Origin of the sequence: Bradyrhizobium sp. CCGUVB4N (assembly GCF_024199945.1) — a bacterium.
Taxonomy (GTDB): Bacteria; Pseudomonadota; Alphaproteobacteria; order Rhizobiales; family Xanthobacteraceae; genus Bradyrhizobium.
Map to the genome: position 1 here is coordinate 2219950 of NZ_JANADP010000001.1, position 20982 is coordinate 2240931.

The 20982-nt window shown below is 64.5% G+C and carries 18 protein-coding genes, 1 tRNA gene and 2 pseudogenes; 12 read left to right on the forward strand and 9 right to left on the reverse strand.

Annotated elements, in window-relative coordinates:
* Positions 1–227: 227 nt before the first annotated feature.
* From NLM31_RS09965 to NLM31_RS09975, 3 genes and pseudogenes are all read left to right on the forward strand, one after another.
* Positions 228–419, forward strand: a pseudogene (locus tag NLM31_RS09965) (transposase domain-containing protein); the annotation flags it as partial.
* On the forward strand, positions 416–1060 hold the full coding sequence (locus tag NLM31_RS09970; RefSeq protein WP_254192139.1) for a UPF0149 family protein: 645 nt from the start codon (positions 416–418) through the stop codon (positions 1058–1060). The pseudogene NLM31_RS09965 and the gene NLM31_RS09970, both read left to right, overlap by 4 nt.
* Positions 1061–1264: 204 nt before the next feature.
* Positions 1265–3051 (forward strand): annotated as a pseudogene (locus tag NLM31_RS09975) (IS1634 family transposase).
* A gap of 206 nt (positions 3052–3257) precedes the next feature.
* On the opposite strand, the gene NLM31_RS09980 reads toward NLM31_RS09975, so the two are convergent.
* From NLM31_RS09980 to NLM31_RS09990, 3 genes are all read right to left on the reverse strand, one after another.
* A tRNA-Val gene (locus tag NLM31_RS09980) sits at positions 3258–3332 on the reverse strand.
* A 160-nt stretch (positions 3333–3492) separates the two neighbouring features.
* Entirely contained in the window at positions 3493–4791 is a 1299-nt protein-coding gene (locus NLM31_RS09985) for a hypothetical protein (RefSeq protein ID WP_254128995.1), read from the reverse strand.
* Between the two features lie 117 nt (positions 4792–4908).
* Positions 4909–5517, reverse strand: coding sequence for a DUF1134 domain-containing protein (locus NLM31_RS09990; protein ID WP_254128996.1), 609 nt, complete (start codon positions 5515–5517; stop codon positions 4909–4911).
* Between the two features lie 140 nt (positions 5518–5657).
* Between NLM31_RS09990 and NLM31_RS09995 the strand changes: the two genes are divergently transcribed.
* Positions 5658–6143: a YHS domain-containing (seleno)protein gene (locus NLM31_RS09995; RefSeq protein ID WP_254128997.1), complete on the forward strand. Its 486-nt coding sequence runs from the start codon at positions 5658–5660 to the stop codon at positions 6141–6143.
* Here the strand turns inward: NLM31_RS09995 and NLM31_RS10000 are convergent.
* Complete coding sequence (locus NLM31_RS10000) at positions 6133–6963, reverse strand: 3'(2'),5'-bisphosphate nucleotidase CysQ (RefSeq protein WP_254128998.1); 831 nt, start codon at positions 6961–6963, stop codon at positions 6133–6135. The two genes, NLM31_RS09995 and NLM31_RS10000, sit on opposite strands and share 11 nt — an antisense overlap.
* A gap of 191 nt (positions 6964–7154) precedes the next feature.
* Here NLM31_RS10000 and chpT point away from each other — a divergent pair, with 191 nt between their 5' ends.
* The 6 genes from chpT (at position 7155) to NLM31_RS10030 (ending at position 13866) form a co-directional block, all read left to right on the forward strand.
* On the forward strand, positions 7155–7808 hold the full coding sequence (gene chpT / locus NLM31_RS10005; RefSeq protein ID WP_254128999.1) for a histidine phosphotransferase ChpT: 654 nt from the start codon (positions 7155–7157) through the stop codon (positions 7806–7808).
* 196 nt (positions 7809–8004) lie between these two features.
* On the forward strand, positions 8005–10788 hold the full coding sequence (locus NLM31_RS10010; RefSeq protein WP_254127717.1) for a hybrid sensor histidine kinase/response regulator: 2784 nt from the start codon (positions 8005–8007) through the stop codon (positions 10786–10788).
* A gap of 24 nt (positions 10789–10812) precedes the next feature.
* A complete protein-coding gene (locus NLM31_RS10015) occupies positions 10813–11283 on the forward strand; it encodes a chemotaxis protein CheW (protein ID WP_254129000.1) in 471 nt (156 codons plus the stop codon).
* A gap of 74 nt (positions 11284–11357) precedes the next feature.
* Positions 11358–11723: a PleD family two-component system response regulator gene (locus NLM31_RS10020; RefSeq protein ID WP_007600538.1), complete on the forward strand. Its 366-nt coding sequence runs from the start codon at positions 11358–11360 to the stop codon at positions 11721–11723.
* Between the two features lie 74 nt (positions 11724–11797).
* Positions 11798–12997, forward strand: a complete 1200-nt coding sequence (locus NLM31_RS10025; RefSeq protein WP_254129001.1) for a chemotaxis response regulator protein-glutamate methylesterase — start codon at positions 11798–11800, stop codon at positions 12995–12997.
* Positions 12994–13866: a protein-glutamate O-methyltransferase CheR gene (locus NLM31_RS10030; RefSeq protein ID WP_254129002.1), complete on the forward strand. Its 873-nt coding sequence runs from the start codon at positions 12994–12996 to the stop codon at positions 13864–13866. The genes NLM31_RS10025 and NLM31_RS10030 overlap by 4 nt, the downstream gene beginning before the upstream one ends.
* A gap of 167 nt (positions 13867–14033) precedes the next feature.
* On the opposite strand, the gene NLM31_RS10035 is transcribed toward NLM31_RS10030, so the two are convergent.
* The 4 genes from NLM31_RS10035 to NLM31_RS10050 all read right to left on the reverse strand — a co-directional run bounded on the left by NLM31_RS10035 (position 14034) and on the right by NLM31_RS10050 (position 16359).
* Entirely contained in the window at positions 14034–15194 is a 1161-nt protein-coding gene (locus tag NLM31_RS10035) for a glutathionylspermidine synthase family protein (RefSeq protein ID WP_254129003.1), read from the reverse strand.
* Between the two features lie 3 nt (positions 15195–15197).
* A complete protein-coding gene (locus NLM31_RS10040) occupies positions 15198–15458 on the reverse strand; it encodes a hypothetical protein (protein WP_254129004.1) in 261 nt (86 codons plus the stop codon).
* A 66-nt stretch (positions 15459–15524) separates the two neighbouring features.
* On the reverse strand, positions 15525–15953 hold the full coding sequence (locus NLM31_RS10045; RefSeq protein ID WP_254129005.1) for a hypothetical protein: 429 nt from the start codon (positions 15951–15953) through the stop codon (positions 15525–15527).
* A gap of 1 nt (position 15954) precedes the next feature.
* Complete coding sequence (locus NLM31_RS10050; protein WP_254129006.1) at positions 15955–16359, reverse strand: DUF350 domain-containing protein; 405 nt, start codon at positions 16357–16359, stop codon at positions 15955–15957.
* Positions 16360–16634: 275 nt separating this feature from the next.
* Between NLM31_RS10050 and NLM31_RS10055 the strand changes: the two genes are divergently transcribed.
* Both NLM31_RS10055 and NLM31_RS10060 read left to right on the forward strand, forming a co-directional pair.
* Positions 16635–18452 carry a CHAT domain-containing protein gene (locus tag NLM31_RS10055; protein WP_254129007.1) on the forward strand — a complete coding sequence of 606 codons (1818 nt, stop codon included), beginning with the start codon at positions 16635–16637 and terminating at the stop codon, positions 18450–18452.
* 74 nt (positions 18453–18526) lie between these two features.
* Positions 18527–20110, forward strand: a complete 1584-nt coding sequence (locus NLM31_RS10060; RefSeq protein ID WP_254129008.1) for a hypothetical protein — start codon at positions 18527–18529, stop codon at positions 20108–20110.
* Between the two features lie 88 nt (positions 20111–20198).
* Here NLM31_RS10060 and ctrA read toward each other — a convergent pair whose 3' ends face one another.
* Positions 20199–20900, reverse strand: coding sequence for a response regulator transcription factor CtrA (gene ctrA / locus NLM31_RS10065; protein ID WP_008138878.1), 702 nt, complete (start codon positions 20898–20900; stop codon positions 20199–20201).
* Between the last annotated feature and the right edge of the window lie 82 nt (positions 20901–20982).

The window sequence follows — 20982 nt, forward strand, 5'->3', positions numbered from 1 at the left end:
TAGAAACGGATCAGCTACAATTTTCGTCGATGCTGCTTCGGGCTCCGTCATCCATGCCGACAGAAGATGGAGACGGCCGTTCTCGCGGCGAACTGTGAAGTGGCGACGGCCATCATGGATTTGTTCGCTGAGAACGATCAGGTCTCGGCCGGCGTCGGGATGGAATGGATATGTTACTCGAACTTCGTTGCTTGAAATCCCTGCATCATGCAGCCCCTTCGGAAGGAGGAGGCGAGACTTGGTCGATACTTTCTTCGCTTCTTAACACGGCAAAATTGAATGGCCTCGACCCCGAGGCCTATCTCGTCGACGTTCTCGAGCGCATGGTGAGCGGCGCCACGAAGGCCAACCAGCTGCACGAACTTCTGGCCTGGAACTGGAAGGCCGCACGCGAAGCCGAAAAGCGGGCCGCAGCATGACAAAGCCGAAGCAACGGCGAGGAAAACGGGCCAAGACGACGATGGCGGACTATGCCATGTCGTTCGAACAGCTCGGGCAATGGATAAGCGAGCGCGCCAGGTCGCCGGCGCTTCGGCATCCGCGGGCGACATCGCTCTCCATGCTCGACGGCGCAGTGGCCGCGGTCGTCGCCGGGCCGGTCTCAATGGCGTCCGAGGAATGGGTATGCCCGCTCCTTGGCGTAGATCCCGACGCCTTCAATCACGATACCGAGGAGTTCTCGGCGATCGCCGCCACGCTGATGCGCCACAACGCGATCAGCGAGACGCTGTCGACGAGACCGGAGAGCTTCGAGCCGCTGTTCGTGCGATCGCCGGACGGCGAAGTCGACCCGCGGCCCTGGTGCATGGGCTTCTACGCCGTCATGAAGCTTCGGCTTCTCGTCTGGTGGCGCCTTCTCTCTCCGAACGGCACTGAACACCTTATGCTGCGGCCGATCCTGATCCATTGCATCGATGACGCCGGTCGGCCCTTGCTACCCCCGGCCCGGCACACGCTGGGAACGCTGCCCGTCGCTCAAAACGCCTGGCGTGACATTCCAGTAGCCGTTGAGGCCCTGCGGCAGTTCTGGATGCCTATGCGCTTCAAGCGTGGCGCGTAGGCCGTCCACGCCAAGTCCGTGGTCTGCTCGTACCGCTAGCCCGAGTTCGCGGATTCGCGGACAGAAATCGTGATTTTGCGATTTTCTGACGAGCTAAGTGGTTGATCTGGAAAGGGCGGCATCGTCAGTTTTGGCCGAAAACGGCTGTAGTGAAGACCTACCCGATTCCCAAGGGCGTGATGGTGCGGGTAGATTCGCCGCGTCATGTTCCTGCGACGCACCGAGCGAAAGAAGAACGGCAAGACGCACAGCTCCTGGAACATCGTTGAGAACAAGCGTCTCGATGATGGCCGCGTGGTGCAGCGGCATGTGCTGTATCTCGGCGAGATCAATTCCTCGCAGGCAGCGAGCTGGCGCAAGGCGATCGAGGTCTTCGACGAGGACGCCGGCCGCGCGCGGACACTGGCGCTGTTCCCGGAGGATCGATGCGAGGCGGTCGCATGCGATGCATCGATCGTCCAGCTTCGGCTGTCGGAGATGGAGCTTCGCCGTCCGCGTCAATGGGGCGCCTGCTGGCTGGCGGGGCAGTTATGGCAGGAGCTTCGGCTTGATCGGTTCTGGGCCGATCGGCTGCCCCCGAGCCGCAAGAAGACCAGGTGGGATCAAATCCTGCAAGTGCTCGCGACCTACCGGCTGATTGCGCCGGGCAGCGAATGGCGTCTGCATCGCCAGTGGTTCGGCAACAGCGCGATGGCTGATCTACTGGGCGCGGACTTCGGCCTGGCGGAAGAACACAAGCTCTATGCCTGCCACGATCTCCTGCTCGCGCACAAGGACGCGCTGTTCTCGCATCTGGTCGGGCGCTGGCGCGATCTATTCAAGGCCGACTTCGACGTGCTGCTGACCAGCACCTACTTCGAGGTCAACGCCTCGGACCTGCCGGAAGGAGCCAAGCGCCGCCACGGCTACAGCCGCGACAAGCGGCCGGACTGTCCGCAAGTCGTGATCGCGCTGGTGGTGACGCCTGACGGCTTGCCGCTGGCTTACGAAGTGCTGCCTGGCAACACCGCCGACAGCAAGACGCTGCGGATGTTCCTCGACAAGATCGAGCTGCAATACGGCAAGGCGCGCCGGGTCTGGGTGATGGATCGCGGAGTGCCGACCGAGGCCGTGCTGGCCGAGATGCGGGGCAGCGATCCGCCGGTGCAGGACTTGGTGGGAACGCCGAAGGGCCGTCTGAACCGTCTGGAGAAGCACCTGGTGGACAGGCCCTGGCAGGATGCGCGCGAGGGCGTGAAGGTCAAGCTTCTGGCCGAAGACGGCGAGCTCTATGTCTTCGCGCAGAGCCATGATCGCGTCACCAAGGAGCGCGCCATGCGCCGGCGGCAATTGACGTGGCTGTGGAAGCGGCTCCGGCAGATCGCCGCCATGGAGCTCTCCCGCGAAGAACTGCTGATGAAACTCGGCGGCGCGCGCTCCAAGGCGCCGGCAGCCTGGCGTCTGGTCGACATCGAGATCGACAAGCAGCGCCCGAGCTTCACCTTCGCGCTCAATCGCAGGAAACTGCGGATCACGCGCCGGCGCGAAGGCCGCTATCTGTTGCGCACCAACCTCACCGACAACGATCCCGCCCAGCTCTGGCAGTACTACGTCCAGCTCGTCGCCGTTGAAGAGGCCTTCCGCAACCTCAAGGGCACCTGGCGATCCGCCCGCTCTTCCATCAGGGCGAGGCGCGGATCGAGGCCCACATCTTCATCGCGTTCCTGGCCTATTGCATGCAGATCACGCTGACCCGCCGTCTCCACGCTTTGGCGCCGGGGCTGACCGCGCGCAGCGCGCTCGAAAAATTTGCCGCCGTCCAGATGATCGACGTTCATCTGCCGACGACAGATGGGCGCGAGATCCGGCTCACCCGCTACACCCATCCCGAGCCCGAACTCCAGCTCTTGATCGATCGGCTGAAGCTCCGCCTGCCACCGCAGCCGCCGCCCAGGATCGCCGCTGCCGCCATCAACCAAGCCAGTCGCCGTAGTGAAGACCTTTTGAGCTAAGTCATTGATCTGCTTGATGTCGGCTCTTCAAAAACCGACGAATCCGCGAAGACGGGCTAACAGTCTTATTGATTGGCCGTCGAGATCGGAGCGGCGGGTGAGGTAGACGGAATGATTTTTTGCAGCGTGCCCCTGTTGTGCCCCAGACTTTTAAGGGCACACCGTGCGGGAAGCAGGCTTCTAAGTCATTGGAGATACGGAAGAAATGGTGGGCGCACAAGGGATCGAACCTTGGACCTCTCCCGTGTGAAGGGAACGCTCTCCCGCTGAGCTATGCGCCCGGGACCATCATGCAGACGGCCGGACCTCGTCGGCCGGCCGGCGCATCGGAGCCCGCGATTTAGAAGTGCGGGTGAGACGTGTCAAGTTTTCAGGCGGCTCGAGGCCGGAAAACCTTGCCTCAGTGTCTTAAATCCGCGGCGAGGCCGGATTTCGGGCGATTTACGCGCCCTGCTGGCGGGCGCGGGAGGCGTGGGCCTGCAGCGCGCGGATGCGCTCGGCGAGCGTTCCGCCACCCTCGGGGAGGGCAGCTGCGACCGCGCCGTTGGCAGCAGAGCCGTTGGCCGGGCGGGTGGCCTGCTTCGGTGGCTGGCCGGCCTCGGCCGCCAGCAGCGCCTCGATCGGCGAGTTCGGGCCCTCGAGCTGCATCGCGAGTTTTGCCACCTCGGCGGCGATGTCGTTGATGCGTTCGCGCAGCAGCGCATTCTCCATGCGCTCGGTCGCCCAGGAGCTCTCCGCCTGCTGCTGGATCGCATTGATGTCGCGCTGGAGCTTTGCGCGCTCGTCGCGGGCGGTGCCGAGCTGTTCTTCCAGCGCGGCCTTCTCCGCACGCATCGCCTCGAACGCGGCCGACGACTTGCCGCCGCTCAAGCCGGCGATCTCGACGCGCAAGTCCTTGATGGTGCGCTCGGAGCCTTCGTTGGTCTGGCGGAGCTGGTTGTTCTCATAGTCGCGCTCGGCCAGCAGCTTGCCTTGCGTGGCGAGACGGCCTTCGAGATCGGCGACGCGGCCGGACAGCATCTCGGCCTCCTTGACCTGCACGATCAGCTGGCGATCGAGCTCGGTGACGCGCTGGCTCAGATTCTCGACGCGGCCGCGCGCATCGGACAGATCGCGCGAGGCGACTTCCGAGTCAGAGCGCTCCTGCGTCAGCCGGGCCTGCGTCGCGGAAAACTCCTTCTCGGCATCGCCGACGCGGTTCTTCAGTTCCTCGATCTGGGCGCGCACCGCGACCAGCTCGACCTGGCGGCTCTCCGCCATCATCGAACGGTCGGACAGTTCGGAATTGATCTTCGCGAGCTCGCCCTGCTTGTCGCTCAGCGCAATCTCGGCCTCGCGCAGGGCGGCGGTCTTGGCGTTGAATTCCTCTTCGGTGGCGCGGAGCTGCTCCTTGACCGCCTTCTCGCGCGCCTCCAGCGCGAAGATCGTGGCGTTCTTCTCGCCGAGCTCGATCTTCATGCGGTTGATGGCGTCGCTCTTCTTGCCGAGCTCGGCGAGCTGGCTCGTGGTCTTGTTCTTGAGCTGGTCGACGCTCATCTCCAGCCGGCGCGCCGACATGGCGAACTCGGCGCGGAGCTGGTCCTTGTCGGCCTGGATCTCCGCCATCGACAGCGGCGTGGCGGCTTCGAGCCGGCGCGTGGTCAGGCGGACCGCGCGGTTATGCACCAGCGGCACGATGGCAAGCCCGCACAGCATCGAGAGCAGGAAACCGATCGCCAGGTACATGATCGGTTCGACCATGGGTCAGAGCTCCAAAGACAAGGAAAAATTTACCAAAGACAATGCATGGCGGGCCGGCAAAAAGCCAGCCCCGCCCTGTTGTTAACGTGAATCCGGAACGGGATAAGCGGAGCAGACCTAGAACGGGTTCCAGGTCGCCCGCGGCGTGTATTTGAGGTAGCCGATATTGGCGCCCAGGCGCAGCCCGAGGCCGGAGCGGATCGGCACCAGCACGATGTTGTTGGCGGTGAGCGCCGTCATGCCGAAGCCGCCGATGATGTAGGCCGAGCCGTCGATGCCGGCGAAGCGCTGGTAGATCGCGTTGGTGGCGGGCAGGTTATAGACCAGCGTCATGGTACGCGCGCCGTCGCCGCCCCAGTCGAAGCCGAGCGAGGGACCCTGCCAGTAGACGCGCAGGTCGCCGGCATTCTTGGTGTAGAGCGTGCCCTCGCCATAGCGCAGGCCGGCGACGAACGCGCCGGAGCCTTCCTCGCCCAGGATATAGCCGTTCGGCAGGCCCCATTGGCTGACCGCCTTCTCGATGATCGAGGCGAGGCCGCGCGAGACGTTGCCGAAGAAGCGATGGCCCGCGGTGACGAGCTCGTCCGGCCCATAGGTATTGGGCGTCGGGGTCCGCTGCGGTGGCGGCAGGTCCGGCGGCGGCGCGGCCGTCTGGGCGGCGGCCGGCACGGTCCAGCCAGCCAGCGCGATGAGCGCCACTGCGGCAAGGCGTGATGCGAAAGTCATAAAAGAACCCCTGGTATCGATTCCGGTCCGCTTCCCTTAACCTGACGCCAACGGCACGGTCCTAGGTTGCACCGGATGTCCCCTCGACTCGGATGTTATCCGCAGCAACTATGACGGCACAACGGCAGGAAGATAGCCCTTTGCGCCCCGGAATTGCCTTGATCGGCCGTCTGGTCTGCCTGCTGGCGGCCATTTGGCTCGCCTGCGCAGGCGGGCCAGTGCAGGCCGCCACCACCGAGCGGATCGTCGTCAATCGCTTCTCGGGCGTCGCCATCGAAGGCTTCGATCCCGTGGCCTATTTCGTCGATGGCAGCCCCGGGCAGGGGACGGCGGAGTTCGAAGCCAATCTCTGGGGCGCGGTCTGGCGCTTCCGGAACGAGGGCAACCGGGCCTCTTTCCTGGCCCATCCCGAAATCTACGGCCCGCAGTACGGCGGCTACGACCCGGCCGATATCGCGCGCGGCGTCGTCGTCGCCGGCAATCCCCGCTTCTTCGTGATCGCGGAGCAGCGTCTCTATCTGTTCAGCCGCGAAGACAATCGCGACGCCTTCGCCGCCAATCCCGAGCGGTTCCTGTATGAAGTCGGCAAGCGCTGGCCGGCGCTCCAGGACAAGCTCAGTCAGTAGGCATGACCGCCCCGGCGTCGCCCCAGGCGACGAACGCCGGGATGATGAAGCCGGTGTCGCCACGTTCGCCGAACCGGATCTCGCCGCCCTTGCCGTCGGTCACCTTGCCGCCGGCTGCCGTGACCACGGCGCAGCCTGCCCCGACGTCCCATTCCGAGGTCGGCCCGAAGCGGGGATAGATGTCGGCGCTGCCTTCGGCGATTCGGCCGAATTTGACCGCCGAGCCACACGTCTTTCTGACGGCCTTCGGCCGTCGGTCGATGAAGGCTTCGCTTGTGGGGTCGCCGTGCGAGCGGCTCACCGCCGCGACCCAGGGCTCGCCGTGCCCGGGCAGCTTGCGGGTCCGGATCGGCTCGGCGGCGCCGATCGTTGTGCCGTCAAACGTCACGCGCTCGGCGCCGCGGCCGACGATGCCGCGCCAGAGCAGCCCGAGCGCGGGGGCGCTGACGATACCGAGCAGCGGCACGCCGTCGGTCACGAGCGCGAGATTGACGGTGAACTCGTCGCGGCCGGCGACGAACTCCTTGGTGCCGTCGAGCGGGTCGATCAGGAAGAAGCTGCCGCGAAACGGCGGCGAGGCGAGCTGGCACCGTTCCTCCGAGAGCGACGGCACGTCGTTCGCAAGCCTGGCGAGCCCCTCGGCAATGATTCGGTCGGCGGCGAGGTCGGCCTCGGTCACCGGCGAGCCGTCCTGCTTGCCGTCGACCCGCATCGCCGTGCGGTTGACCGCGAGGATCGCCTCGCCGGCCTGAACCACCAGTGCGGTCAGGGGCTCCATCAGCCGGGATGCGGCCTCGCCGTCGATGATCCTCACCTGCATGCCTCATTCATTGGCAAATCTCGTATTGGCAAATCTCGCCTCTCGTCGCTTGATTCGCCTGCGTCCCTTATGGCCGCTTCGAACCTATCGCAAGCTAGCTGCCACGGGCTGGCGAATGATAGAACCCGCAGCAACAGTTTAAGCCATGCGTGATTCGCCGCGTCCACGCCGTGCCATTCCAGGAACCCTTTATGTCTGACGCTCCGTCACCCGGTACCGCTTCCGCTCCCGATATGCTCGAACTCGCTGCACTGCTGTGCTCGCGGGTCTGTCATGATCTCATCAGCCCGGTTGGCGCCATCGTCAATGGGCTCGAGGTGCTCGATGACGATCCCAAGCCCGAGGACCGCGAATTCGCGCTCGACCTGATTCGCAAGAGTGCGAAGACGGCCTCCGCCCGCCTGCAATTCTGCCGCCTCGCCTTCGGCGCGGCCGGCTCCTCCGGCGCACAGATCGACCTCGGCGACGCCCAGACCATGGCGCGTGGCCACATCGAGGACGGCAAGTGCACGATCACGTGGAATCTGCCGCGGCTGCTGCTGCCGAAGAATCGCGTCAAGCTGCTGCTCAATATGCTGGTCGTGTCCCAGCACACGATCCCGCGCGGCGGCATGCTCACGGTCGATCCGATCGGCGAGGGCGAAACGATGAGCTTCCGCATCACCGCGACGGGACACAACGCGCGCCTGCCGCAGAACATCTCCGAGCTTCTGAGCGGCGAACGCGGGCCGGCTGCGGATGCGCACGCGATCCAGCCTTATTATACCCGGCTGTTGGCGCAGGCCTGCGGGCTCACCGTGACGCTCAAGCCGGAAGGCGAAGCCATCATCATTAGCGCTTCGTAAACGCGCCTATCGTTCTCGCAGGTTAATCGAATCTTTACGAGGCGCTTCGGCTTGTCCGGAGCGCCTTATCTCTTTGTTGGTTCCGTTCTTTTGCACATACTCAACCATTATTAAACGCTTTGCGGTGAAGCTGGCCCCATTCTGACATGGCGCATCACAATTCGTGCGTGCCCTCCCTGTATGAAGGCCTGTTTTCATGGATGATCTGTTGCGGGAGTTTCTGACGGAGACCAGCGAGAGCCTGGACACCGTCGACAATCAGCTGGTGAAGTTCGAGCAGGAGCCGAACAACGCCAAGATCCTCGATAACATCTTCCGCCTGGTCCATACCATCAAGGGTACGTGCGGCTTCCTCGGACTGCCGCGGCTCGAAGCGCTGGCACATGCCGGCGAGACGCTGATGAGCAAATTCCGCGACGGCATGCCGGTGACCGGACAGGCCGTGACGCTGATCCTGTCCTCGATCGACCGCATCAAGGAGATCCTCGCAGGCCTCGAGGCAACCGAAGCCGAGCCCGAGGGCAACGACCGCGATCTCATCGACAAGCTGGAAGCGATGGTCGAGCAGGGCATGGCCGCGATGGCCGCCGGCGCCGCTGCGCCTGTCGCTGAAGCCCCGCCGCTGGTGCCGGAAGCGCCCGTTGCGGCTGCGCCCGCTCCCGCAAAGGAGATGACCACGGGCACGCTGATCGACCAGACCCTGGAGCGTCCGCTGCGTCCCGGCGAAGTCTCGCTCGACGATCTCGAGCGTGCCTTCCGCGAGACCGCGATCGAAGCGCCGGCGCCTGTTGCAAAGGCCGAACCCGTTGCCGAGGCTCCGGCACCTGTTGCCAAGGAAGCTAACAAGGACGCCAAGGTGCCCCGGGAAAAAGCGGCCAAGAAGTCGGCCGCCGACGAGACGGGCGCCGAAGGCGACCGCGTTGCCAACCAGTCGATCCGCGTCAACGTGGATACGCTGGAGCACCTGATGACCATGGTCTCCGAGCTGGTGCTGACCCGCAACCAGCTCTTGGAGATCTCCCGCCGCAACGAGGACACCGAGTTCAAGGTGCCGTTGCAACGCCTCTCCAACGTCACTGCCGAGCTGCAGGAAGGCGTCATGAAGACGCGCATGCAGCCGATCGGCAATGCCTGGCAGAAGCTGCCCCGCATCGTCCGCGATCTCTCGTCCGAACTCGGCAAGCAGATCGACCTGGAGATGCACGGCGCCGACACCGAGCTCGACCGCCAGGTGCTCGATTTGATCAAGGATCCGCTCACCCACATGGTGCGCAACTCCGCCGATCATGGCCTGGAGACCCCCGCCGAGCGCCTCGCCTCCGGCAAGGGCGAGCAGGGCACCATTCGTCTGTCCGCCTATCACGAGGGCGGCCACATCATCATCTGCATCGCCGACAACGGCCGCGGCCTCAACACCGAGAAGATCAAGGCCAAGGCGCTCTCCTCAGGTCTCGTCACCGAGGCTGAGCTGGAGAAGATGTCGGAAGCCCAGATCCACAAGTTCATCTTCGCGCCCGGCTTCTCCACCGCGGCCGCCATCACCTCGGTCTCCGGCCGTGGCGTCGGCATGGACGTGGTCCGCACCAATATCGACCAGATCGGCGGCACCATCGACATCAAGTCGGTCGCAGGCGAAGGCTCCTCCGTCACCATCAAGATCCCGCTGACTTTGGCCATCGTCTCGGCGCTGATCGTGGAAGCCGCCGGCGATCGCTTTGCGATCCCGCAGCTCTCGGTGGTCGAGCTGGTGCGTGCCCGCGCCAACTCGGAGCACCGCATCGAGCGCATCAAGGACACCGCGGTCCTGCGCCTGCGCAACAAGCTCTTGCCGCTGATCCATCTGAAGAAGCTGCTCAAGATCGACGACGGCGCGGCTTCCGATCCCGAGAACGGCTTTATCGTGGTGACGCAGGTCGGCAGCCAGACGTTTGGCATCGTCGTCGATGGCGTGTTCCACACCGAAGAAATCGTGGTCAAGCCGATGTCGACAAAACTGCGTCACATCGACATGTTCTCCGGCAACACCATCCTGGGCGATGGCGCTGTGATCATGATCATCGACCCCAACGGCATTGCCAAGGCGCTCGGCGCCGCCGGCTCCTCGGCCCATGACATGGCCGACGACAATGGCGCGCACCACATCGGCTCGGGCGAGCAGACCACCTCGCTGCTGGTGTTCCGCGCCGGCTCCAGCCAGCCCAAGGCGGTCCCGCTCGGGCTCGTCACCCGCCTCGAAGAGCTCCCCGCCGACAAGATCGAGTTCAGTAACGGCCGCTACATGGTGCAGTACCGCGAGCAGCTGATGCCGCTGGTGGCCATGGACGGCGTCACCATCGCCAGCCAGGGCGCGCAGCCGATCCTGGTGTTCGCCGATGACGGCCGCTCCATGGGTCTCGTCGTCGACGAGATCATCGACATCGTCGAAGAGCGGCTCAACATCGAGGTCGGCGGCTCGGCTAGCGGCATTCTCGGCTCGGCCGTGATCAAGGGCCAGGCCACCGAGGTGATCGACGTCGGCCACTTCCTGCCGATGGCGTTCTCCGACTGGTTCACCCGCAAGGAGATGAAGCCGTCGATGCACTCGCAGTCGGTGCTGCTGGTCGACGACTCCGCATTCTTCCGCAACATGCTGGCGCCGGTGCTGAAAGCGGCCGGCTACCGCGTCCGCACCGCGCCGACCGCGCAGGAGGGCCTCGCCGCGCTCCGTGCCCAGACCTTCGACGTGGTCCTGACCGACATCGAGATGCCCGACATGAACGGGTTCGAGTTTGCCGAGACCATCCGCTCCGACAGCAATCTGGGCGCGATGCCGATCATCGGCCTCTCCGCCCTGGTGTCGCCGGCCGCGATCGAGCGCGGCCGTCAGGCCGGCTTCCACGACTATGTCGCCAAGTTCGACCGTCCCGGTCTGATCGCGGCGCTGAAGGAACAGACCGCGGGTGCCGCCGGCGCCTCCGAGCTGAACCGGGCAGCGGCGTAACGACAGGGATCAGGAGATATCGATATGACCAAGAAGACCCAGTCCGGCGAAGGCGCCATGGTCGAGTACGTCACCGCGATGATCGGTGGCCAGCTGTTCGGCCTGCCGATCTCCCGCGTCCAGGACGTGTTCATGCCCGAGCGCGTCACCCGCGTTCCCTTGTCCTCGCGCGAGATCGCGGGCGTGCTGAACCTGCGCGGCCGCATCGTCACCGTGGTCGACATGCGCGCCCGCCTCGGCCTGCCCAAGCCCGAGGACGGCAAGACCCCAATGGCTGTCGGCGTCGACCTGCGCGGTGAATCCTATGGCCTCCTGATCGACCAGATCGGCGAGGTGCTGCGCCTGTCCGAGAACGGCATGGAAGAGAACCCGGTCAATCTCGACCCCCGCATGGCCAAGCTCGCCGGCGGCGTCCACCGTCTCGACGGCCAGCTCATGGTCGTCCTCGATGTCGATCGCGTCCTCGAGCTCGCGCCCGAGATGATGGCGGCCTGATACGGCGGCATTGCCGCCGATGGACTCGCAATTGGAAGTGCCCCCGCACAGGGGGATCAGAAGCAGAGGTTCACATGCGAACTTGTCTCGTCGTTGATGATTCCAGCGTCATCCGCAAGGTTGCGCGCCGGATCCTGGAAGGCCTCGACTTCCAGATTCTCGAAGCCGAGGACGGTGAGAAGGCGCTCGAGGCCTGCAAGCGCGGGCTGCCCGACGCCGTGCTGCTCGACTGGAACATGCCGGTCATGGATGGCTACGAGTTCCTCGGCCATCTGCGCCGCATGCCCGGCGGCGACCAGCCCAAGGTGGTGTTCTGCACCACCGAGAACGACGTGGCCCATATTGCGCGCGCGCTGCACGCCGGTGCCAACGAGTACATCATGAAGCCCTTCGACAAGGACATCGTGACGGCGAAGTTCCAGGAAGTCGGCTTGATCTGAGCGAACACCGGAGGCTGAACGGCTCCTTCGGCGTTTGTTTTCAACTAAACCGTTTCAGTCTGAGTTGGTGAGTAATGAGTGTTGCGTTCGCAGGTAATTCGACCACGGGTTCGTCGCGCGAAGCGGGACCACTGCGGGTGATGATCGTCGATGACTCCGTCGTCATACGCGGTCTGATCTCGCGCTGGATCGGCGCCGAGCACGACATGGAGGTCGCAGCCTCGCTGCGCACCGGGCTCGAGGCGGTCAACCAGCTCGAACGCATCAATCCCGACGTTGCCGTGCTCGACATCGAAATGCCCGAGCTCGACGGTATCTCGGCGCTGCCGCGACTGCTGGCGAAGAAGCGCGATCTCGTCATCATCATGGCCTCGACGCTGACCCGCCGCAACGCGGAGATCAGCTTCAAGGCGCTGTCGCTCGGCGCGGCCGACTACATTCCGAAACCGGAATCGACGCGCGAGACGTCCGCCGCGGATATCTTCCATCACGATCTGATCCAGAAGATCCGTCACCTCGGCGCACGGCTGCGCCGGAAGCCGGCGGTCGCGAGCCCGCCGCTGGCGCCTGCGAGCCCTGCTGCTGCTCCGGCTGCACGCGCGCCGGCCGTTGCGCGGCCCACCGCGCCAGCACCGGCCCCGCATGCCCTGTTTTCAGGCTCGGTGACCACGCGTCCGTTCTCGAGCCAGATGCCGAAGGTGCTGCTGATCGGCTCCTCGACCGGCGGCCCGCAGGCGCTGATGGCGCTCGTCACCGAGCTCGGTCCGGTGATCGACCGCGTCCCCGTGCTGATCACCCAGCACATGCCACCGACCTTCACCACCATTCTGGCCGAGCACCTGGCGCGTTCGAGCCGTAAGCCGGCAGCCGAAGCCGTTGACGGTGAGCCGGTCAAGGCGGGTCGCATCTACCTCGCGCCCGGCGGCAAGCACATGCGCGTCGCACGTAATGGCGCGGACGTTGCGATCGCGCTCGACGACGGCCCCGCCGTCAATTTCTGCAAGCCGGCCGTCGATCCGCTGTTCACCTCCGCCATCGACATCTGGCACGGCAACATCCTCTCCGTGATCCTGACGGGCATGGGCTCGGACGGCATGCGCGGCGGCAAGGACATCGTCGCGGCCGGCGGCAGTGTGATCGCGCAGGATGAAGCGTCCAGCGTGGTGTGGGGCATGCCCGGTGCAGCTGCGCACGCCGGCATCTGCGCCGCGATCCTGCCGCTCAACCAGATCGGCGCGAAGGTCAACCGCCTGTTCGCGGGAGATCGCTCGTGACGCCGATGGACTATGAGTATCTGCGCAAGTTCCTGAAAGAGCGCTCCGGTCTCGATCTCTCGGCCGACAAGCAGTATCTGGTCGAGAGTCGCTTGCTGCCGCTTGCTCGTAAGGCGAGCCTGCCTGGCATCCCCGATCTCGTGCTCAAGATCAGGAACGGCGATGGCCGGCTTGCGACCGACGTGGTCGAAGCCATGACCACCAACGAGACGTTCTTCTTCCGCGACAAGATCCCGTTCGATCATCTGCGCGACAGCATCGTGCCCGGCCTGATCCAGGCCCGCGCCGCGCGCAGATCGCTGCGAATCTGGTCGGCGGCTTCGTCGACCGGGCAGGAGCCCTATTCGATCGCGATGTGCCTGAAGGAGATGGGCGCCGTGCTCGCGGGCTGGCGCATCGAGATCGTTGCCACCGATCTGTCGCAGGAAGTGCTGGAGAAGTGCAAGGCCGGCGTCTACAGCCAGTTCGAGGTGCAGCGCGGCCTGCCGATCCAGCTCCTGATGAAACACTTCACGCAATCGGGCGAGGTCTGGCAGCTCAACGCCGACATTCGCGCGATGGTGCAGTTCCGTCAGCTCAACCTGTTGCAGGACTTCTCCCATCTCGGCACGTTCGACGTGATCTTCTGCCGCAACGTGCTGATCTATTTCGATCAGGACACCAAGGCGGTGATCTTCGAGCGCATGGCGAAGGGCCTGGAAGCCGACGGCACACTGTTGCTGGGGGCTGCCGAATCCGTCGTCGGCATCACCGATGCGTTCCGCCCGATGTCAGACCGCCGCGGTCTCTACCAGCTCAATCCGGCGCGCTCCGGCCGTCCGATGGGTGGACTGATGCCGCAGCCATTGAAGGTCGCTGCGGCGAGATGAGCTTTCTTCTCCCCTTGCGGGAGAAGGTGGCGCGAAGCGCCGGATGAGGGGGTATCTCCCCGAATTCAAATCGTGAGAGCATCCCTAGCGGAGAGAAACCCCTCACCCGTCTCGCCGCTTCGCGGCGATCCACCCTCTCCCGCAGGGGGAGAGGGGAAAGAGAAACCTCACAAAATCGCGTGCGGCAGAAACCGCGAGCTGTTGCCCGTGATCGGGCTCTCGTCCTCGCGGATCGACAGCCCGCACGGCTCGTGGTTGACCAGCCAGCTTCCAACCACCGGATAGACGCCTGAAAAGTTCGGCAGCGGTGCGAGTGCCTGGCGCACGAAGCCTTCGGCGCCGTAGGGACCGGCGTGCTCATCGAGTGACATTCCGCCCGACACCAGCGTGACATTGGCGCCTTCGCGCGACAGCAGCGGCTTGCGGACGTAGGAGCTGCCAAGCTCGGCTGCGCGCGGATCGTCCTCGAAGAACGCCGGCAGCAGATTGGGATGGTTCGGAAACATCTCCCAGAGCAGCGGCAGGATGCCCTTGTTGGAGAGTACCGCCTTCCATGGCGGCTCGATCCAGCGCGTCGGAGCGCCGGCGAGCTTTGCACCGAAGGCGTCGTGGAACATCCATTCCCAGGGGTAGAGCTTGAAGACAAGCTCCATGTCGCGGTCGTCGAGATCGACGAAGCCGCCGGCCTCGTCGCGCCAGCCGATCTCCTCGATGTCGAGCAGCGTGGTCGAGAGGCCCGCCTGGCGCGCCGTGTCTTCGAGATAGGCGAGCGTGCCCGCGTCCTCTTCGTTGCCGGTCGTGCCGGTCAGATGCAGATGGCCGCCCGCGCCGATCGCTTTCCAGGCCTCGATGAGCCGCTCGTGGATCGAGTTGAACTGATCGGCTCGCGAAGGGATGATGCGTCGCTCGATCGCCTGCTCGAGCCAGGTCCATTGAAACACCGCGGCCTCGAAGATCGAGGTCGGCGTGTCCGCATTGTATTCGAGCAGTTTTGCCGGACCGTTGCCGTCGAATTTCAGGTCGAGCCGGCCGTAGAGGCTGCGGTCGTCCCGCTCCCAGCTATCCGCGATCAGGTCCCAAAACGCGTCCGGGATCTTGAGCCGTCGCAAATGGCGTTCGTCGCCGATCACGCGACCGGCGAGCTCCAGGCACATCGCATCGATCTCGCCGGTCGGGGTCTCGATCGAGCGCTCGATCTCGTCGAGCGAGAACGCATAATAGGCGCGCTCGTCCCAATAGCGCTCGCCATCGATGGTGTGGAAGGCGAAGCCGCATTGCTCGGCGGTCCGTTGCCAGTCGTCGCGCTCGGGGCAAGTGATCCGCTGCATATGTCAGCCGCCGCCGTGACCGCCATGGCCATGACCGCCATGACCTTGGCCGGCATGACCTTGACCCGAATGGCCACCGTGCATGTGATGCAGCGTGCTGCCGAAGCCGCCATAGCTCGGCCGGCAATACGGCTCGCCGTCGATGCCGGGCACGGCTTCGAGCCCGGACCCGCAGGACCGCTCGCGCTTCACGAATCCCATCGAGACCGCACCGACCGCAGCAGTGCCCATCAAGGTGAGCACGACTCTTCGCGAACGCTTCATATCGCTTCCTTCCGCGGCATCACCTAAGCAGAGCGGTGCGCGGCGTTGAATTCACAAATCCGCGTCTCAGCCGCCGCCTGAGAAGCCATGCGCAAACGAGCCGAAGCCGCCGCGCGTGACGCCACCGGAGCCGGAATCCGACGACGTGCCTGACGAGGAATGGCTCGAGGAGTCGCTGCTGTAGAAACCCGAACGCGAAGACCAGTGCGAGCTGCCGCCTGACGAGCTGCTGCTGCAGTTTGTCGTCTGGGCCGGTGTGGCCGCCCCGGGGACTGTCGCCCCGGGGACTGTGGCCCCGGGGACTGCGGGAGGCGAAGGCTCGCAGTTCCGCCGTGGCATCATCACGAAGGCGGTGGTGCCAAGCGCGATCGTGCCCATCACCAGCAGCGCGACATGGCCCGAGCGCTTCACCGGCTCCCGCTGCGGTAGCGGCAAGTCCGCCGGAAGGCGCGGCCGGCGCTTGCCGAAATCCTTGGTGGGAGGCTTCGTTGTCATGTCAGTAGATCATGCAGGCGGCGTTCAGGAGGCCGGCTGCGAGCGAGGACAGGCCGAGCCAGATTGCCGGCGCCAGCTCGCCGGCGGCAATCCGCCCCGACAGGTTCGGCACCGGGATCTTCACGATGTAGAACACGGCGACCTGCACGATCAGGGCGATGAAAGCCCAGATCAGGCAGTCCAGCACGTTGGCCGAGTGCGCGATCGCGCTGAACAGCGGCGCCACGAAGCCGAGCAGGCTGAGGCCGAGCGCAATCGCAGCCGCCGGATCGTTGTCGCGAATGAGCTGGAACTCGTTGTGCGGCGTGATCCGCGTGTAGACGAGGAGATATGCCACTATCGCGATTAGTCCGGTGCAGAAATAGACCAGGAAGGCAGGCAGGCCGGCGAGCGATTGCAGGATCATGGGGGGAGGGTCCACCGTTGGCGCCGCGAATTCTGGCACGACGGCTTAGTCGCCGCATCGGTCGAACAGGTTCGATCCCCAGAAACAAGTCGCCCCCGCGATACGCCCGGCACTGCACAAAATATCGGGTCGCATGAGACATGCTTCACAAATGCGTCTCGAGGTTGTGTGTGATAGTCTAGCGCATTGATTTCACGGTCGTCCTGGTTGCGATCGGCCACGCACATTCGAGGGCTTCTTCGTTCTGATCAAAATCGTGTTGAGTGAGGCTCAAAATGCCTGTTGCCGAATACGAAGATTTCGAGCTCGAGATCGGCTCCGATCTGCCCGTGGGTGGCGGTCCTCAGCAATATTACGGTCGCGTCGTCAGGTCGCCGGCGGGCGAAGCGCCGAAGAGCCAGGTGAAGTTCTGGTTCTCCGCGCCCGGTGAACTGGCCAAGCTGCGCGGCGAGCTGGAAAACGCCGTCCTCGAGATCGACGAGAAGAATCGCCAGGGACCGACCACGCGCGGCGAGCAGGTGCTGCGGGATTTCGGCCGCGGGGTGTTTCGCAGCGTCTTCACCGACGTGCCGTCGATCCAGCGCATCTACGAGCGCAGCAAGGGCGCAGCGCAGGATCTGAGGATCAAGCTGCGCATCGAAGCGGCCGATCTCGCCGGGCTGCCCTGGGAATATCTCTACGACGAAGACGACATGCCCGGCTTCGTCAGCCTCACGCGCCCCATCGTGCGCTATCTCGAGACGGCGGGCGGTGTCGGCCGGATGGGCGTCAAGGGACCGTTGCGCATCCTCGGCATGATCGCCGATCCCTCGACCAGCGAATGGCCGAAGCTCAACGTCGTCAGGGAGCGTGATCGCATCAACAAGGGCATCGATGCGCTTCAGCACGAGGGCAAGGTCGATTTTCAGTGGGTCCCCGGAGGGACCGGCAAAGACCTGATGAAGAAGCTGCTGGAAGGCGAGTGGCACATCTTCCATTTCATCGGGCATGGCGGCGTCGAGGAAGCCTTGCCCGGCTCCGGCGCGAGCGGCTTCGTCGTCATGGTCGACGAGGATGGCAAGCCGGTGAAGAAGTTCGCCTCCGACCTGGCGATGATGCTGACGGGCGCACGGCGCAGCCTGCGCCTCATCGTGCTCAATTGCTGCGAGAGCGCCAGGGTCAATGTCGGCGACCGCTTCGGCAATCCAGCGATCGGATTGATGAAGACGGGCTGGCTGCCCGCCGTGGTGGCGATGCAGTTTCCGATCACCGACAATGCCGCGATCTCGATGTCGGAAGGATTCTACGCGGCACTTGCCGGCAACCGTCCGATCGACGATGCGGTGACGCTTGCGCGCAAATTCATCCAGGAGAAGTCCCGGGTCGAATGGGGCATTCCGGTTCTCTACATGCGCTCGCCGGACGGAAGGATCTTCGACGTCGAAGCGCAGCAGCCGCCCGTGCCTCCGCCCGAGGCGGCGCGCCCCTCGAAGGAAATGCTGCAACAGCGCCGCGATGAATTCATGGAGGCGTTGCTCATTGCCCCGACGACGGTCGAGGCGCTGGAGGACCTGACCCGGCGCGGACAGGAGCTGCACAGCCTGCTCGCGGATGACAGCGAGCTCTCGGTTCGGCTCGCAAGGGTCTATTTCGATCTCGGCACGCTGCAGCACAAGCAGAAGCAGATCCCGAAGGCCGCTGCGAGCTTCGCCTACATGCTGAAGCTCGATCCGGCGAAGCCCGAATATTTCGTGCGCCGCGCCAATTTCAACGTGACGGTCGGCCTCTACGAGAATGCGCTCAGCGACATCACCGAAGCCATCAAGCTCAAGCCGAAGAACGCGGAGTTCTACTGGATCAAGGGCATCGTCAGCATGACGGCCGCCGGCACCGACGACAAGCGCGGCTATGTCGAGGAGGCGATCAAGGCTTTCGGAACGGCGATCTCAACCAACGAGAACGAGCCGAAATATCTGGTGTCCCGGGCCAATGCCTACGCCCAGATCAAGGACGTGGCGAAGGCCCAGAACGATATGGACAGCGCGATCGCGCTGGCTCCCGACAATATCGATCTCCTGGTCCAGAAGGCCAAGATGATCGCCGAGGCTGCCTGACTCCCACGCCACCGCCGGATGCCGCGGCGTCGGGCGCGCCTTTCAACAGCGAACCCTAGCAATAGGAGTTCATCGTGCCGCTTGCTTCTGTCGTAGAACCCCTGAACGCGATCTTCGAGTCCTTCGGTGGACCGCTTCTGGTCGTGCTGTTCTACTGGTTCAGGTTTCACACCATGAAGGGGACCCGCTCCTTCACGACGCGGCCGCTGTTCCTGTTCGGACTCGCCGTCTTCATCACGCCGTTCCTGGTGATCTACGCTTTACTTCCCGACAAGCTGTCGCCGCTTGCCGCGGTCTGGCTGCTGATGTTCGCGTGGCTCATTCCCGTCGCGCCGAAGGCTTGGCGGAAATTCTGCCAGGAGCTGGCCGGCATTCCCGTCAGCGCGCTCGCGCTGCGCGATGCACTGGCCGCGGCACCGTTCCAGGTCGGTCCGGACGACATGCCGAGCCTGCAGCGCAAGCTGTCCAGGGTCGGCTATCAGGTCGACGATTTCCGCGCCACGCAATCGACCGCGATCCAGTCGCGCTTCCTCAAGATCTCGGCGCTCATGCTCCATCTCGAGCGCTGGGCCGCGGACCATGATGCCTTCATGGAGCGCAATTCCGATCTCTATGCCGAGCTGCTCGCGGTCTACGATGCGCTCTGCTTCCGCACCGTCCGCGTGCTCAAGAGCAGCGCCGAGATCTACGGTGCGATCATGGAGGACAGCCTGGTCGAGCCGAACGACTGGCAGGCGCTCGACCAGCTCTCGACCCGCCATAGCGCGGTCAGCCAGCTTCAGCTGGCCGCCCAGACCGCGGCGGGGTGCATGCTGGAGGATCTGCGCAAGGACATGGATTCCCTGCTCAACAATCTCCTGCTGTTCGCCGCGCGCGCCGCGCTCGCCGGCGAATGGACGCTCGGCCGCAGCAGGAAAAGGTTGGGGGCGATCGGCTTCACGCTGCAGCCGGCCCCGCCCGGCATCGTGAAGTTCGTGGCGGTCGCGGCGGGCTTCGCCTTCATCTGGTGTCTGGCGTGGCTGCTGGGGTCCGGCAGGATCGTCCACCAGCCTGGAGACCAGTATGTCGGCATGATGCGGACGCTGCTGATGACGCCGCTGTACCTGATCGTGAACTTCTGGCTGGTCTATTATTTCAAGCGGCAATACGCGTTTGCGAACGAGACCATCTTCGGCCGGCTGCCGATCGGATTCATTCTCACGATCGGTCTCTGGAGCGCGCTGATCCTGTTCCCGATTCAGGCCGCGTTCGACTTCTACCAGTTTCCGCAGAAGCCCTATCTCGACGTGGTCTTGCGCGAGCTGCCGATTTTGATCTTCCCCTGGGGGATCGCGGCGATGGCGGCCCTGCTGGTGCAGGATTCGACCTGGGGCAGGCGGTCGCGCAAGACACGGCGGTTGCGCGATGGCCTCGTCTTCGGCGGCGGCATGACGGTGCTGCTGTGGGTGCTGCTGGCCATCCACCAGGTCAGCCCGATGCCGGTCATGGAGGTCGTCGACAACGTCTCGGGCTGGACGTTCTTCTGGTCCTTCGTGCTCCCGACCTTCGCGTTCGGATTCATCATCGGCTACGCGCTGATCGCCTGGCTGCGCGAGACGGCTGCGCGCGTCCCGGTCAGGAGCGCGCCTCTCGCAAGCCCCGCGTTCGCGGGCGCCTGACGAGGCCCCAAAAAACAAAACCCCGCCATTTGCGGCGGGGTCCAGGCTGGGAGGAGCGAGCCCGACGGGGGCTCGCGACGTAAACGGATCAGGCCGGGATGCGCTCTTCGTGCTCGTGCGGCTCGCGCAGCACATAGCCGCGGCCCCACACGGTCTCGATGAAGTTGCGTCCCTCGGAAGCGTTGGCGAGCTTCTTGCGGAGCTTGCAGATGAAGACGTCGATGATCTTCAGCTCGGGCTCGTCCATGCCGCCATAGAGGTGGTTGAGGAACATTTCCTTGGTGAGGGTCGTACCCTTGCGGAGCGAGAGCAGCTCCAGCATCTGGTATTCCTTACCGGTCAGGTGCACGCGCTGGCCGCCGACTTCGACCGTCTTGGTGTCGAGGTTGACGACGAGGTCGCCGGTCTGGATGACCGACTGGGCGTGACCCTTGGAGCGGCGCACGATCGCGTGGATGCGGGCAACCAGCTCGTCCTTGTGGAAGGGCTTGGTCATGTAGTCGTCGGCGCCGACGCCGAGACCCTTGACCTTATCCTCGATGCCGGCGAGGCCGGAGAGGATCAGGATCGGTGTCTTGATCTTGGAGACCCGAAGCTGCTTGAGCACGTCGTAGCCGGACATGTCGGGCAGGTTGAGGTCGAGAAGGATAATGTCGTAATCGTATAATTTACCGAGATCGACGCCTTCTTCCCCCAAGTCGGTCGTGTAGACATTGAAGCTCTCAGACTTCAGCATCAGCTCGATCGACTGCGCGACGGCGCTGTCATCTTCAATCAGCAAAACGCGCATGCCAGTTCCCCATAGTCGCCGCTCCTGGGCGTCAGGTCGGCCGCATTCGCGGCACTCAACAAAACGCCTTTGAACAACTGAT

Coding starts and splice junctions, on each gene's coding strand:
- NLM31_RS10050 (WP_254129006.1), bottom strand. CDS start 16,359: ATGATCCTGCAATCGCTCGCCGGCCTGCCTGCCTTCCTGGTCTATTTC.
- NLM31_RS10055 (WP_254129007.1), top strand. CDS start 16,635: ATGCCTGTTGCCGAATACGAAGATTTCGAGCTCGAGATCGGCTCCGAT.
- NLM31_RS10025 (WP_254129001.1), top strand. CDS start 11,798: ATGAGTGTTGCGTTCGCAGGTAATTCGACCACGGGTTCGTCGCGCGAA.
- NLM31_RS10010 (WP_254127717.1), top strand. CDS start 8,005: ATGGATGATCTGTTGCGGGAGTTTCTGACGGAGACCAGCGAGAGCCTG.
- NLM31_RS09990 (WP_254128996.1), bottom strand. CDS start 5,517: ATGACTTTCGCATCACGCCTTGCCGCAGTGGCGCTCATCGCGCTGGCT.
- NLM31_RS10020 (WP_007600538.1), top strand. CDS start 11,358: ATGCGAACTTGTCTCGTCGTTGATGATTCCAGCGTCATCCGCAAGGTT.
- ctrA (WP_008138878.1), bottom strand. CDS start 20,900: ATGCGCGTTTTGCTGATTGAAGATGACAGCGCCGTCGCGCAGTCGATC.
- NLM31_RS10000 (WP_254128998.1), bottom strand. CDS start 6,963: ATGCAGGTGAGGATCATCGACGGCGAGGCCGCATCCCGGCTGATGGAG.
- NLM31_RS10040 (WP_254129004.1), bottom strand. CDS start 15,458: ATGAAGCGTTCGCGAAGAGTCGTGCTCACCTTGATGGGCACTGCTGCG.
- NLM31_RS10015 (WP_254129000.1), top strand. CDS start 10,813: ATGACCAAGAAGACCCAGTCCGGCGAAGGCGCCATGGTCGAGTACGTC.
- NLM31_RS10045 (WP_254129005.1), bottom strand. CDS start 15,953: ATGACAACGAAGCCTCCCACCAAGGATTTCGGCAAGCGCCGGCCGCGC.
- chpT (WP_254128999.1), top strand. CDS start 7,155: ATGTCTGACGCTCCGTCACCCGGTACCGCTTCCGCTCCCGATATGCTC.
- NLM31_RS09970 (WP_254192139.1), top strand. CDS start 416: ATGACAAAGCCGAAGCAACGGCGAGGAAAACGGGCCAAGACGACGATG.
- NLM31_RS09985 (WP_254128995.1), bottom strand. CDS start 4,791: ATGGTCGAACCGATCATGTACCTGGCGATCGGTTTCCTGCTCTCGATG.
- NLM31_RS10035 (WP_254129003.1), bottom strand. CDS start 15,194: ATGCAGCGGATCACTTGCCCCGAGCGCGACGACTGGCAACGGACCGCC.